The organism is Rufibacter roseus (assembly GCF_001647285.1).
GTDB classification, from domain to species: domain Bacteria; phylum Bacteroidota; class Bacteroidia; order Cytophagales; family Hymenobacteraceae; genus Nibribacter; species Nibribacter roseus.
On record NZ_LRML01000010.1, the window covers coordinates 22,066 to 35,640 of the forward strand.

Consider the following 13,575-nt stretch of genomic DNA (forward strand, 5'->3'; position numbering starts at 1 on the left):
AGAAGTTATGCTTGCATATTAGTTAATACAATAGCTGCTGTGGGATAATAATTTTTATTGCTTCTGGGGGAGAAAGTGCAGAGCTTCCGGCTTTAAAAAAGTACTGTATGAACAGGTGCAAAAAATCAGGAACTAAAAAGCTGTTTTGGGCTTATTTTTCATAAAATAGGCTCAAAACAGCTTTGCAGAAGGTGTAATCTAATTTTCGGGTGGCAATAGCTGCCCTTCGCCATTGGCAACAATGGTGGCGACGGCGGCATCACCGGTTACGTTGATAATGGTGCGACACATATCTAAGAGGCGGTCAACGGCAAAAATAAGTGCAATTCCCTCAATAGGAATGTTGGCTTGTTGCAGCACTATTACCAGCATAACTGTTCCGGCTCCGGGAACGGCGGCAGTACCTATAGAGGCCAGCGTGGCGGTAAGCACAATACCTAACTGTGCCGCCAAATCTAACTGCATACCAAAGGCCTGGGCAATGAATACCGCCGCTACTGCCTGATAAAGGCTGGTGCCGTCCATGTTCACGGTGGCGCCCAAAGGCAACACAAAACTGGCCACCTCTTTAGAAACGCCCAAATTTTTCTCTGCGCACTCCATGGTGACCGGTAGGGTAGCGGCGCTGGAACTGGTGGAGAATGCCAGCATGTGCGCCGGAAACATACCTCGCAAAAAAGTACCGTAAGATTGTTTGGTAAACAGAGAAACTGCTAGCGGATACACAATAAACATCATGGCGGCTAAACCTGCTATCACCACAACCGAATAATATCCAAGCACTGCCAGTAATTCTACTGCCTGACCCGGGCTATCTCCGGCAAAGTCTACCACCAAACCAGCCAGCAAGGCAAACACACCAATAGGCGAAAAGCGCATAATCAGATCCACCATTTTCAGGATCACTTCATTGGTGCCATCAAAAAAGGCAAAAACCGGCGCGGCTCGGTCGGGCGGAATCATGACCAAGGCAATCCCGAACAGCAAGGCAAAAAAGATGATTTGCAGCATTTGGGTGTTGTTAGTCAAGGAGCCGAAAATATTGGTAGGCACCATGTCTTCCAGAAACCGCAATGGCCCCGCTTCCTGCACTTGCTGGGCGGTTTGGGCACGTTCATTCGCAGTAGAGGCAAACTGCTCTTTAAACTCGTTTCGTTTTTCCTCAGAGAAAGAGTGGCCAGGTTTAAAAACATTCACGAACACTAACCCAATGGAAACAGCAATAACTGTAGTGGTAAGATAAATGGCCACCGCTTTAGTGCCAATGCGCGAGAGTTTAGAAACATCGCTCAGGCTAGAGACACCCTGAATCAAAGAAACCAATACCAGCGGTACGGCTATGAGTTTAAGTAAATTAAGGAAGATGGTGCCAAAGGGCTTTATCCAGTCTAAGGTGAAATCATTTAGGCCTAAGACGCTTGCCAGTAAGCCCCAAATCACGCCCAAAGCCATGCCAATTAGAATCTTCCAGTGTAATGCCATTTTCCTCATAGTTCGAAATATATGGAAAATAGCCGCAAACTTTGTAAGATAGCTGCTAAAACCTGCTGTGCGTCTCCTGAGTCTCTTTTAGAAATCTAAGAGCGGGCTGTCTGCTTTTTCCTTTATTCGGTGAAAAGCAGGGGAGCCCCCACTCTCTGTTTTGGGCAAGTTTTTAAAAACTAGGCCGAAAACAGGCGCCAGAATTTATGGGCAGTAGGCGCTAACTTCAATCTCCACCAGTAGTGCTGGGTCAATCAATGCTTTCACTTCCACCATGGTGGTGGCTGGTCTTATCTGCCCGAAGAATTCGCCGTGGGCGCGGCCAATTTCCTCCCACTGGCTGATGTCGGTCACAAACATGCGGGTGCGCGTAACATGCTCTAAACTGGCTCCGGCTTCCTGCAGTACCTTCTCTATTTTCTGCAGAATACACTTGGTTTGAGCATAGGCATCTCCAGCGCCAACTACTTGGCCATTTTCTACGGCAGTAGTGCCGGCTACTTCAATGATGGGCCCTACTTTTACGGCTCTGGAATAACCTACAGTGCCCTCCCAAGGGGCGCCTGACGAGAAAAGCTGACGGTTTGGTGCAGACATAGCAAGAGTGAAAAAAAATGTACGGCAATAGTACTTAGCTGCGAAGAACTTTCCTGCGCCTGTTGATAAAAATTTTTCACAAAACTGTATGAGCTGATAGAAATCCGTTTTAGGCTTACTTTCTTAAAAAGAGGGCGAAAACAGAAAAGGCGGCTAGCGGTTAATTAATTATTACTTCTGCCGGCTGCATAAAAAGAACCGTAACAAGTGGGTAGATTTTCTTATTTTGAGCCTCGGTTACTACTGTTTGTTCGTATAGTCCTCATGAATCTGCCGCTTAAGATAGACATCCACACGCACATCTTGCCTGAGAAATGGCCAGACTTGCAGGAACGATACGGGTACGGCGGCTTTATACGGCTGGAGCACCACAAGCCCTGCTGCGCCCGCATGATGAAAGACGACCGCTTTTTCCGTGAGATTCAGAGTAACAGCTGGGACCCGCAGGTGCGCATGCACGATTGCGACCAACATGGGGTGCAGGTACAGGTGCTGAGTACAGTGCCGGTCATGTTCAGCTACTGGGCCAAGCCCGAGCACACCTGGGACCTCTCCAAAATTCTGAACGACCATATTGCTGGCGTAGTAGCTGATTTTCCGCACCGCTTTGTGGGGTTGGGCACTTTGCCTATGCAAGACACTGATCTGGCAATAAAGGAGCTGGAGCGCTGCATGAAAGAACTGGGGCTGGCAGGCGTACAGATAGGCTCCAACATCAATGACACCAACCTAGACGACCCCTCGTTGTTTCCAATTTTTGAGGCGGCCCAAGATTTAGGAGCCAGCATTTTTGTGCATCCCTGGGATATGATAGGCGAAAAGAAAATGCGGAAATTCTGGCTGCCTTGGCTTGTTGGTATGCCAGCTGAAACCTCCCGTGCCATCTGTTCGCTAATTTTTGGCGGAGTGCTGCGCCGTCTGCCCAACCTGCGCCTGGCCTTTGCTCACGGGGGCGGTTCCTTCCCGTTTACGTTGGGTCGTATTCAGCATGGCTTTGATGTACGTCCTGATTTGTGCGCCGTAGACAATCCTGTTGCCCCGGAAGAGTACATTGGCAAGTTCTGGATTGACTCCCTTGTACACTGCCCCAACACCCTTGATTTTGTGGTGAAGCAGTTTGGCGCCGACAAGGTGGCACTGGGTTCTGATTATCCGTTCCCGTTGGGAGAGCTTGAGCCAGGCAAACTGATCGAATCAATGGATTACTCGCCTGAATTGAAGGAAATGCTGCTGAGCGGTTCGGCACTGGGGTGGTTAGGTATGGAGAAGGAGCGGTTTATGCACCATTATTTATCGGCTCACGAGTCAAAAAAAAAGTAACAACTAAAAAATAATTTTTCTGCCGTGGCAGAAGCAACTTACTACAGAATGTCTTTCCAAAATACCCTTGCCTACGCACAAGAAAGAGACCATGATGATGCCCTTCGCTACTACCGCGAACATTTTCACATACCTAAGCACCAAGGCAAAGACACCGTGTACCTCTGCGGAAATTCTTTAGGTCTGCAGCCCAAAGCCGCAAGAGCGGCAATAGAGGAAGAAATGGAGAAATGGGCTGAACTAGGCGTGGAAGGTCATTTTAAAGGCGATGATCCTTGGTTTACCTTCCATAAAACACTGGCAGAACCTACCGCCAAGCTGGTAGGAGCCAAACCCAGTGAAGTGGTAGTTATGAACCAACTCACCGTGAACCTGCACCTCATGCTTGTTTCTTTTTACAGGCCGCAGGGCAGGCGCTATAAAATCTTAACCGAGGCCGGTGCTTTTCCCTCAGACCAATATGCCCTGGAAACGCAGGTGAAATTCCATGGCTACACTCCCGAAGACGCCATTATTGAAGTAACTCCGCGTGCTGGTGAGCAGACTTGGCGCACTGAAGATATTCTGCAAACCATCAGGGACAACGGCGATGAAATTGCGCTGGTGCTCATGAGCGGCGTGCATTACTATACTGGGCAAGTATTTGACATGGCCGCCATCACCCAGGCTGCGCATGAGGTAGGGGCTGTCTGCGGGTTTGATTTAGCGCATGCCGCCGGTAATGTGGTGTTGCGCCTGCATGATTGGGATGTGGATTTTGCCGTTTGGTGTACCTATAAATATCTAAATTCCGGCCCTGGTGGCACCTCCGGGGTATTCGTGCACGAGCGTCATTCCAACAAACCTGACCTGCCACGCTTCGCTGGTTGGTGGGGGTATGACCAGGAAGAGCGCTTCCAGATGAAGAAAGGCTTTATTCCCATGGCTGGGGCTGATGGCTGGCAACTATCCAACTCCCAAATACTGCCCATGGCCGTACACCGCGCCTCTTTGCAGATGTTCGATGAAGCGGGCATGGAGGCGTTACGCGCCAAGAGCGAGGGCTTAACAGGTTATCTGGAGTTCCTGATTAATAGCTTGAATCAGCCCAAAGAAGATCTGGAGATAATTACTCCATCTGAACCTTCGGCACGTGGCTGTCAGTTGTCCTTGCTGGTGAACCGTAACGGGAGGCAGCTGTTTGAAACCCTTATGGCTAACGGCTTTATTTTAGATTGGCGCGAGCCCAATGTCATTAGAGTAGCGCCAACGCCGCTCTACAACACTTTTGAAGATGTATACCGCTTCGGGCAATTTTTAGAAGCGCATTTTAGAAGATAAAAGATCTTGTTTTAGGCTTGTTTTCTGAAAAACAGGCCTAAAACAGTGCCCTTAGTTCTTATTTTGATTCGTTTGGAAGTTGAATGGCCGGCGGTTCTTGATAAGGTTCTCCGCTGTCTTGGTAAAAGCGGGTGGTAGGGTAGGCGAACTTAATGTCAGGGGCTGCCAAAAACTGGGTAAGCGTATCTTCCCAGATCAGGTTCTCGCTTTCGCGGCGGCGGGTAAGGGCGCAGAGGTACCGCACGGTAAATTGCACGCCCCGTTCTGCTACCTTGGTATACACCTTGGTGTTGAAATCCTTGTAGAAAATAAGATGCTCCTGCGATTCCCGGAGCACCATGCGTTTGGTGTCTTCGTTAAGCTGTTCGGCATGCTTTTGCCCTATCGCGGTAAGAATTTCTTTGGCTTTGCGCCAATTGCTTTCTAACGTGACGTGCACCTGCAGCTCGTGCCAGAGAAAAGGGAAACCGTAGTTGTAGTTTACCTGTGTTCTGGTGAAAACATGGCTATTCGGTATATGCACTACGTGACCCGTGGGCTGTTCAGAGTCAACGCCAGTACCCAGTTCATTCAAGGTAAATTGGAAAAGGGTGATGTCAATCACATCTCCGGTGTGGTCGCTGATTTTTATTCTGTCACCAATTCGGAACGGACGCTTCCAGAGCAGGTAAATCCAGCCGAACATGTTTAGGATTGGTTCTCTTAGTGCAACCACCAAACCCACTGAAAGTAGCCCCAAGTACGTGGCAATGGAAAAGATGCCGCCAAACCAGATGTTCGTCAGTAAAATGATGCCCAAGCCGGTAATAACGTAGTTCGTAGACTTTTTCCATTGGTAAAGCTTACGCGAATCTGGCTGCCATTTGAATACAATGCGGAGCAAGAACCGGCTAATGCCCCACAGGCAAGCCAGCACCACTACAGAGGAAATAAGGTTTTCCTGCATTGTTGTAGAAAACCCTAAGTTATGTTCAACCCAACGTTGTATCTTAAGCATAAAGTAACTTATAGGTAGCTATGTAAGAACCTGAACCTGTTAAAGCTTTTACCTAATGTAGTAATTATCAGAACGACTGGCACAGCTGAATGATTTTATGAGTGTTTTAGGCGTGCTTTTTGAAAAACAGCCTCAAAACAGAGCTCTATTTAGAAGAGAGAGAGCCGCTAGCCAAGTGCAGAAGGTTAACTCGCAATCTCTCCATCTCGGGTGGCCTCCAATTGTTTAATCCGCCAGGGGCTGCCCACAATCCAGACAATGTCGCCGTTTTCAAATGAAAGCCCTGAGTCAGGGTTCAGAATTCTTTTGCCGTTTTTCTCTATACCTACAATCAGCCCTTTGGTTTTCTCGCGCACGCCAGATTCCAGAATGGTTTTATGTAATAGCGGTGAGCCCTTAGAAACCACCATCTTCTGAAGTTTAATTTCCTCTTTCGCCTCGTCAGGTGCAGAATCAGGGCTTGGGCTTTCAATAAATACTCTGAAGGCCTCCACCTGCTCTTCAAAACCGAAGACATACAGCTTATCCCCTGGAAATATGTGCTCTTGCCGGGTGGGTGGCATGATGGTGCGTTTACCTCGTTCAATCACAGCCACGTTAATACCAAACTTTTCCCGTATCTGCAGTTCCGCTAAGGTTCTGCCAACCACTGCAGATTCTGGCTGTACCTCAAAGCTGGTAAGATGTACGTTCCAGGGAGTAAGGGTGTGGTGTCTTTTTTCCGCCTCATTGATCTCGCGTGCGTTTAAGTTAGACATGAACCGGTTCTCAATGCGGGTGTAGAACTGCTGAATTCGGCGGGAGAAGATGATCATGGCGGCAATAATGACCAAGCCCGCCACAATGGCCACCTGTATTGAGAAGAACCTGTCTAGCAAGAAGGTGATAAACATAATGGAGATGGCAATCTTAGAAAATTCCATGACCAAGATGAGACTTCGGTAATTCCTGTTAGCCCAAATGCGGCCCTGCGCCTCTTTTTGCGGGTGATGCAAGGCCAAGGCCCACAGAAACGGAGCCATGCCCAGCAAAGTAACAGTGGCGGTGGCCACGTCGGCTAATTGGTCATGGCCAATCAAGTTGGTCATGAACGGATCTAGAAATTGTGCCGATAGCAATACCATGGCAATGATGAGCACCGAGTACACCACCAGGTTGATCACGTACCCTTTTAGTACCAGCTGCCAATCTGAGGTAGTGGCAATGGTTTGTGCGCCGGAGCTATATTCATTTAAGGAGGCTCTCCAGCGGGAGGGTAGAATCTTTTCAATGGTGTTGCTGAGCGGATCAGACAGTTTGATCATGTAGGGTGTTGTGAACGTAGTAATAGCCGACACCGCCACCGCCACTGGGTATAAAAACTCAGAGGTAACGTTCAGTGTGAGCCCCAACGTAGCAATGATAAACGAGAATTCCCCAATCTGGGATACGCTCATGCCAGACTTGACTGAAGTTTTCACGCCTTGCCCGGCCACTAACCCCCCGCCCGTGATACTTACCACCTTGCCTATGATGGTCACTAGGGTGATAATGACAATTGGGCCGGCATAAGTGAGAATGATAGACGGATTGATGAGCATGCCTACTGACACAAAGAAGATGGCTCCAAACAAATCTTTCACGGAGGCCACCAAATGTTCTATCTTCTCGGCTTTAGTAGTTTCCGCCAGTATAGAACCCATAATGAAGGCTCCCAACGCCGGCGAAAAACCTACCTGTGCGGCCAGAATCACCATGAGCAGACAAAGCGCCAGAGACACAATCAGCAGCGTTTCGTCGTTCATCAGCTTACTGGCTTTTCTAAGAAAAGTGGGGATGAGGAAGATGCCGCCCAAAAACCAGACTACCAGAAAAAACGCCAGTTTCAGGACTGCCTGCAGCATTTCAGTGCCCGCAAACTGCTGGCTTACGGCCAAAGTAGAAAGTAAGACCAAGAGCAAAATAGCCACCAGGTCTTCCACAATCAGAATACCAAAGACCAAGCCCGCAAAACGCTGCGTTTTTACCCCCAGCTCGTCAAACGCCCTGATGATGATGGTGGTAGAGGAGATAGACAATATTCCGCCCAAAAATATGCTGTCCATGGTAGACCAGCCCAATAATTTGCCTGTCAAGTAACCCAGCACCAGCATGATGACCACTTCAAACAGAGCCATGATAGAGGAGGCGCCGCCCACCTTCACCAGCTTTTTGAACGAGAATTCAAGACCCAGGCTGAACAGCAGGAAGATAACCCCAATCTCAGCCCAAATGGTTATGTTTTCGGTTTCTATGACAGTAGGCAGTAGATCAAAATGAGGTCCTACCAGCAGACCTGCAATAATATACCCCAGCACCAGCGGCTGTTTCAGCCTTTTGAAAATAAGTGTGATCAACCCCGCCGCCGCCAGAATGAGCCCTAGGTCAATGATTAAATGTGGTAAGTGTGTCATTTATAAAATGAAGTTCTCTTTAGGTACGAAGGAGACAAAAGTGTGAAGGCAGATTTCTGCTGTGGCTAATTGCAGCATGAAAGATAAATTTCAAGCCTGCTTTGAACGGCACAAGCAAAGGCAATTACCATAGAAATTCCTCCGCAATCACAAACAGCAGGAAAGATAAGAGTAGCATTGTGCTGTAAATTAATAAAGCAAAGACTCGGCTTTTCTTGCCGTAATACCAAAACAACGCCTTTCTCGGGAAGAAAAGCCCGAGCAATATGCCAAAAATAGCGATCCACGAAAATGTTATAGCAATAGATTTCATCAGGAAAAACTTATAAGATAAAACCTGAACTTAGCCTAAAAGGCACCATTTGTCAGTGGCGTCCGGTCACGTATAGCTTATATCAGTGAGAAAATCCCTCTGATATGTTCAGGAGTAAAAATGAAAAAGTAGCCTCAGAGGAACTTATGGTATTCCCGTAATGGGCAGATGTGCCTACTTGCAAAGAAGCTAAAGATAAGAGAGACTGATTGGTGACGAATCCCTAGGGAGCGTTAGGCTGTAGAATAACAGCGAAAATCTGAGCCAGAATTCCAACCTCCGCGAAATAAAGCACTTCTTCCGGAAGCTTCTCGTCAGCTGGTTTGGCAAACAACAGATAGGCAATAAGCTGCTGCCCTAAGGTTTGCTGCGAAACAGTAACCAGTGAGGAGGAAGGTTTGGCATCAACAAAGGCATGTACAGCCGGTTTCTTAAAAGTATAAGAATGGGCACTGGCAGATGCTTGAGCCTGAGGAGTTGTGTTGTCGGTAGCAGAATGCAGCAGGAAGTGATATACCTCCACCTCCTGACCAGGCAAGGTCAGAGCCCACAGCAGCATCACCCACATTAAGGTGGCTTTACAACAGGTACCTACAATATTTCTGGCAGCGGACATCACTATTTACAAAAGAAACACCTTTAGTTTTAAAAGGCAAACCAACACGCTATGCCCAAGCTTTGGGCCAGCAGTATAGTGGCGGAGTTACAGACGCTAAGCTACGGTAACAGGTGCGCTAGTAAATAGTGCTTTAGCTTTGCTTTAAGCCGTAAGTTGCGGTTTTCCGTATGTAGGCTGGTAAAATTACTAGTGTCTCACTGCCCTTAGGTTGGGCATTCATCCTGCTATGGATTTATACCTGATAATTTTTATAATCATTGGAGCGGCCGCTTTGGCAATGGCTTGGCTTCCGACCTGGCTAGAGAGGTTTTCCTTTTCTTACAGCATTTTGTTTGTAGTGGTAGGTTTGCTGCTATACCTGCTGCCAATTAATTTGCCGGAACCAGACCCGCTGCGCGAAAACGAGATTGTAGTGCGGCTTTCAGAATTCTGCGTGATAGTGACCCTCATGGGCACAGGAATCAAGATTAACCGGCGTTTTTCGCTCAAGAACTGGTCAGTGCCCTTCAGGCTGGTGAGCTGGACCATGCTCATTTGTATAGGAGCTATGGTGATGATGGGCTGGTGGGTATTAGGTTTGTCATTGGCTTCGGCACTGCTGCTGGGGGCTGCCATGGCGCCTACAGATCCGGTTTTGGCCGCCGATGTGCAGGTAGGTCCGCCCAGCGATGAGGTGGAAGACCACGCCCGCTTCTCCCTCACCGCTGAAGCCGGACTGAATGATGGAATGGCTTTCCCGTTCACTTGGTTGGCCGTTGCGGTGGCGCTGCAAGGCACAGATCCCAGTAACTGGCTTGGTGAATGGCTTTGGTATGATCTGCTGTACCGAATTGTAGTAGGAGTGGGAGTAGGATACCTGATGGGGCGCTTATTAGCGTATTTGGTGTTCCGGCTGCCCAAGAAAAGCCACTTCCCCGAAACACATGATGGATTTGTGGCCATTTCTGCCACTCTTTTAGTGTACGGCTTAACAGAAATGGTGCACGGCTACGGCTTCATGGCGGTGTTTTTCACGGGCCTTACCATTAAGAACTATGAAAAAAACTACGATTACCACCGAGAGCTGCACGATTTTACCGATCAGATTGAACGGATGGTGGTGGTAGTGATTCTGATCTTGTTCGGAGGCAGCTTGGCCAGAGGTCTGCTAGATTCTCTTACCTGGCAAGGAGCAGCGGTGGGCATAGGCTTGCTGTTGGTAGTAAGGCCATTGGCAGGCATGGTAGCCTTGTGGGGCACCAAAATTTCTTTCACAGAGAAATGGGTGATCAGCTTTTTCGGGATTAGGGGAATTGGCTCCATCTTTTATTTATCGTTTGGCCTGGAGCAAGCTCATTTTGCTGAGCCAGACGAGATTTGGGCGGTAGCGGGGTTCATTATTCTGCTGTCTATTGTGATGCATGGTGTGCTAGCCACTCCGGCCATGGAATATATGGATAGGCGCCTCAATACCAATAAACAGGCATAAGGTGCTTATTTGATACTGATATTTTCTACAGTGAATCTTTCTCCGCATTTCCGTCTGCAACACCAGCGTCATCTGCTACACATGCCGCAGGCAGAGGTATACTTAGTCGAAAATTTTTTGTCTGGCGCAGAGGCTGAGCTTTTAAAACAGAATTTGTTAAACCAGGCAGGGTGGCGGCAGGAAAAGTTAAAGATGTTCGGGAAAGAAGTGGAGCAGCCTCGCCTGACAGCTTGGTACGCCGATGCCGGCAAAGCCTACACCTACTCCGGCCTCACCTGGGAACCGCAGCCTTGGCTGCCGGCGCTAAGTCAGCTCAGGCAGAAACTAGAGAAAACAACGGGTGCACAATTTAACAGTGTGTTGCTGAACCTGTACCGGCACGGGCAAGACAGCATGGGCTGGCACGCCGATAATGAACCGGAGCTGGGGCAGAATCCTATCATTGCCTCCATCAGCTTGGGCCAACCGCGGGTTTTCGCCTTCAAGCATAATCAGCAACCTGAGTTAAAACTGCGTTTGTCTCTGGAGTCTGGTAGCTTGTTGTTGATGGCCGGCAGCACGCAGCACTTCTGGAAGCACCAGCTCCCCAAGTCTGCTAAACTTATGGAGCCTAGGATTAACCTTACTTTCAGGTTTATCTACTGATAGTGTTTGGAAATAGCGGTGCCACGTAAGCCATGATCAAGGCTGTAAAAATTTCAGTGTCACCTCAATCCTCTTGAAAATGACCTCGTATAAAAGGGGACAAGCTTAATAAAATGATACGGAAATATTTAAATCGTCTGATGTGCTCTGCCAAGGGTACCGAACAGGAGCACTCCCTGGATGAGATGATTTTATTCTATGGAGTCCTGTTTATAGGGTTTTATCTGCTCTTTCTCGCCTTTATCTTGTGATCAACTGCCGTTATCTTATTCCAAAAACCAATTACCTGTTTTAATTAGCTACACATTACTTACAGTTCTAACAATCAAACAAAGCTGTCTGGTAATTTCCGGTGAGCTTAGCCTCGTGTACTAAGAGCCACTTCTTTCGCCAAAGGCCGCCAGCGTAACCAACCATTTGGCCTTGAGCACCAATAATGCGGTGGCACGGAACCAGTACCAGCCAAGGGTTTGCCCCGTTGGCGGCTCCCACCGCTCGCATGGCTCCGGCGTTTCCCAGCCGTTTGGCTAAACCCAAATAGTGGTCGGTGCGGCCTACTGGTATCTGTTGCAGTGCCTGCCATACCTGCTGCTGAAAAGGTGTGCCTAAGGGCTGCAAGGGCAAGTCAAACATAAGCCGCTCCCCATCAAAATATTCCTGCACTTGCCGTGCTGCCTGCTGTAAACAGGCAGGCGGGGAAGAACTGTCTGTTTCTGGCCCGTTTTCCGGAAAAGAGGCTGAAAACAAAAACTCCTGTGAAGAAGTGAGCCGCATGGTGCCTATTGGCGTAGGCATGTGCAACACAAAAAGAGCCTCTTGAGCAGACATGGTGAGTGTTTTTCAGGAAATTTAACCAAGATTTAGCCAACTTGCCGCAGAAGCCTGTAATTTTCGGCAGATTTCAGCTAAAGTAGCCGCTCGTATGTAGGCGGCGCAGCATATAGGAGGTCGTAACCCCAATGCTGTGAAATGGCGTAACCTCCTACCATGGAAAACAAAACCCAACTTAGTGTCATGGGCGGTGGCTTAGTAGGCTGCCTGCTGTCTTTATACTTGGCTAAGCAAGGCTATCCGGTTGCTGTGTATGAACGCAGGCCAGACTTGCGCCGAGCTGATTTAGCCGGTGGGCGTTCCATTAACTTGGCACTAAGCGATAGGGGCTGGCGGGCACTGGAAACTATTGGTATTTCCGAAGACATTAAAAAGGTAGCCATACCTATGTACCGGCGAGTGATGCATGACACACAGGGGCATCTTTCTTTTCAGCCTTATGGTCAGGAAGGGCAGGCCATATATTCTGTCTCCCGCGGCGGGCTGAACCGCGCCTTGTTAGATTTAGCCGAGGCCGAGCCCAGCATATCCTTGAATTTTGAACAGCAGCTGCTGGAAGTAGAGGTGAGCAGCAACAAAGTTTCAATGCTAGATGTAGCTGCTAACAAAGAGTACCAAGTGCAGCCAGATGTTATTTTTGCCGCGGACGGCGCTTACTCTATGGTGCGTCTTTCTTTGCAGAAAACAGACCGGTTCAACTATGAGCAAAGTTACCTTGACTACGGCTATAAAGAGCTAACTATTCCTCCCAACGCTGACGGTAGCTGGCAGCTGGAGAAAAATGCACTGCACATATGGCCCCGCGGGCAGTACATGATGATTGCCCTGCCCAATATAGATGGCTCTTTTACCTGCACACTTTTTTTCCCGTTTGAGGGAGATCTGTCATTTGCCTCACTTAAGGCGCCTGAGCAATTGAGGGAGTTTTTTCAGGAGGTGTTTCCAGACGCGGTGCCGCTAATGCCAGATTTGGAGCAGGAATTTTTCGAGAACCCCACAGGCTCGCTGGTAACGGTTAAGTGCTTGCCCTGGCGCCACAAGGGCAAGATTTTATTGGTAGGAGATGCCGCTCATGCCATAGTGCCTTTTTACGGGCAGGGCATGAACGCAGGTTTTGAAGACTGCACCGTGCTGCGGGGCTTACTGCAAGAGCACGAGCATGATTGGGATACCATCTTCAAAACTTTCCAAGACCTGCGCAAACCCAATACCGATGCCATCGCCGACCTGGCCGTGTACAACTTTATTGAGATGCGCGACAAAGTGGCTGATCCCAGGTTCCTGCTTCAGAAGAAAATAGAGGCTCAAATTACCGCACAATTCCCTGATGCCTGGCTTCCTTTGTATTCTATGGTCACCTTTTCTCCGGATTTACCGTATGCGCAGGCATTGGCCAACGGAAAGCGGCAGGAGGAGATGATGAATGAGCTTATGCAGTACATTCAGTCTGAAGCCGATTACCACAAACCAGAGGTGCAAGAGTATCTGCAGCGCCACCTGGGCAAGGGTTCTATTTAATCCTGGTGGCAAATACAGGCGGTGTAATTGTCT

At 48.6% G+C, this 13,575-nt stretch carries 11 protein-coding genes; 5 read left to right on the plus strand and 6 right to left on the minus strand.

Going from position 1 to position 13,575, the window contains the following annotated elements; genetic code table 11:
• Positions 1 to 198 precede the first annotated feature (198 nt).
• Together A8O23_RS15015 and A8O23_RS15020 are read right to left on the minus strand one after the other, a co-directional pair.
• Positions 199 to 1,482 (minus strand): dicarboxylate/amino acid:cation symporter, encoded by a 1,284-nt coding sequence (locus A8O23_RS15015; RefSeq protein ID WP_317039551.1) that lies wholly within the window; start codon positions 1,480 to 1,482, stop codon positions 199 to 201.
• A gap of 204 nt (positions 1,483 to 1,686) precedes the next feature.
• Positions 1,687 to 2,079: a RidA family protein gene (locus A8O23_RS15020; RefSeq protein WP_066622706.1), complete on the minus strand. Its 393-nt coding sequence runs from the start codon at positions 2,077 to 2,079 to the stop codon at positions 1,687 to 1,689.
• 264 nt (positions 2,080 to 2,343) lie between these two features.
• Here A8O23_RS15020 and A8O23_RS15025 point away from each other — a divergent pair, with 264 nt between their 5' ends.
• Positions 2,344 to 3,399 carry an amidohydrolase family protein gene (locus A8O23_RS15025; protein WP_066622707.1) on the plus strand — a complete coding sequence of 352 codons (1,056 nt, stop codon included), beginning with the start codon at positions 2,344 to 2,346 and terminating at the stop codon, positions 3,397 to 3,399.
• Between the two features lie 48 nt (positions 3,400 to 3,447).
• Complete coding sequence (gene kynU, locus A8O23_RS15030; RefSeq protein WP_066622708.1) at positions 3,448 to 4,719, plus strand: kynureninase; 1,272 nt, start codon at positions 3,448 to 3,450, stop codon at positions 4,717 to 4,719.
• 58 nt (positions 4,720 to 4,777) lie between these two features.
• Here kynU and A8O23_RS15035 read toward each other — a convergent pair whose 3' ends face one another.
• The 3 genes from A8O23_RS15035 to A8O23_RS15050 form a co-directional block, all read right to left on the minus strand.
• Positions 4,778 to 5,665: a mechanosensitive ion channel family protein gene (locus A8O23_RS15035; RefSeq protein ID WP_239693420.1), complete on the minus strand. Its 888-nt coding sequence runs from the start codon at positions 5,663 to 5,665 to the stop codon at positions 4,778 to 4,780.
• A gap of 236 nt (positions 5,666 to 5,901) precedes the next feature.
• A complete protein-coding gene (locus A8O23_RS15040; RefSeq protein WP_066622712.1) occupies positions 5,902 to 8,148 on the minus strand; it encodes a cation:proton antiporter domain-containing protein in 2,247 nt (748 codons plus the stop codon).
• 536 nt (positions 8,149 to 8,684) lie between these two features.
• Complete coding sequence (locus A8O23_RS15050) at positions 8,685 to 9,077, minus strand: hypothetical protein (RefSeq protein WP_066622716.1); 393 nt, start codon at positions 9,075 to 9,077, stop codon at positions 8,685 to 8,687.
• 229 nt (positions 9,078 to 9,306) lie between these two features.
• Between A8O23_RS15050 and A8O23_RS15055 the strand changes: the two genes are divergently transcribed.
• Together A8O23_RS15055 and A8O23_RS15060 are read left to right on the plus strand one after the other, a co-directional pair.
• Positions 9,307 to 10,548: a cation:proton antiporter gene (locus tag A8O23_RS15055; RefSeq protein ID WP_066622717.1), complete on the plus strand. Its 1,242-nt coding sequence runs from the start codon at positions 9,307 to 9,309 to the stop codon at positions 10,546 to 10,548.
• A gap of 9 nt (positions 10,549 to 10,557) precedes the next feature.
• Positions 10,558 to 11,193 (plus strand): alpha-ketoglutarate-dependent dioxygenase AlkB family protein, encoded by a 636-nt coding sequence (locus tag A8O23_RS15060; protein WP_239693421.1) that lies wholly within the window; start codon positions 10,558 to 10,560, stop codon positions 11,191 to 11,193.
• 318 nt (positions 11,194 to 11,511) lie between these two features.
• Here A8O23_RS15060 and A8O23_RS15065 read toward each other — a convergent pair whose 3' ends face one another.
• Positions 11,512 to 12,021 (minus strand): methylated-DNA--[protein]-cysteine S-methyltransferase, encoded by a 510-nt coding sequence (locus A8O23_RS15065; protein WP_066622719.1) that lies wholly within the window; start codon positions 12,019 to 12,021, stop codon positions 11,512 to 11,514.
• Between the two features lie 159 nt (positions 12,022 to 12,180).
• Between A8O23_RS15065 and A8O23_RS15070 the strand changes: the two genes are divergently transcribed.
• Positions 12,181 to 13,542 (plus strand): FAD-dependent oxidoreductase, encoded by a 1,362-nt coding sequence (locus A8O23_RS15070; RefSeq protein ID WP_066622726.1) that lies wholly within the window; start codon positions 12,181 to 12,183, stop codon positions 13,540 to 13,542.
• Positions 13,543 to 13,575 lie beyond the last annotated feature (33 nt).

Coding starts and splice junctions, on each gene's coding strand:
- A8O23_RS15050 (WP_066622716.1), bottom strand. CDS start 9,077: ATGTCCGCTGCCAGAAATATTGTAGGTACCTGTTGTAAAGCCACCTTA.
- A8O23_RS15020 (WP_066622706.1), bottom strand. CDS start 2,079: ATGTCTGCACCAAACCGTCAGCTTTTCTCGTCAGGCGCCCCTTGGGAG.
- A8O23_RS15070 (WP_066622726.1), top strand. CDS start 12,181: ATGGAAAACAAAACCCAACTTAGTGTCATGGGCGGTGGCTTAGTAGGC.
- A8O23_RS15015 (WP_317039551.1), bottom strand. CDS start 1,482: ATGGCATTACACTGGAAGATTCTAATTGGCATGGCTTTGGGCGTGATT.
- A8O23_RS15040 (WP_066622712.1), bottom strand. CDS start 8,148: ATGACACACTTACCACATTTAATCATTGACCTAGGGCTCATTCTGGCG.
- A8O23_RS15065 (WP_066622719.1), bottom strand. CDS start 12,021: ATGTCTGCTCAAGAGGCTCTTTTTGTGTTGCACATGCCTACGCCAATA.
- A8O23_RS15055 (WP_066622717.1), top strand. CDS start 9,307: ATGGATTTATACCTGATAATTTTTATAATCATTGGAGCGGCCGCTTTG.
- A8O23_RS15035 (WP_239693420.1), bottom strand. CDS start 5,665: ATGCAGGAAAACCTTATTTCCTCTGTAGTGGTGCTGGCTTGCCTGTGG.
- A8O23_RS15025 (WP_066622707.1), top strand. CDS start 2,344: ATGAATCTGCCGCTTAAGATAGACATCCACACGCACATCTTGCCTGAG.
- kynU (WP_066622708.1), top strand. CDS start 3,448: ATGTCTTTCCAAAATACCCTTGCCTACGCACAAGAAAGAGACCATGAT.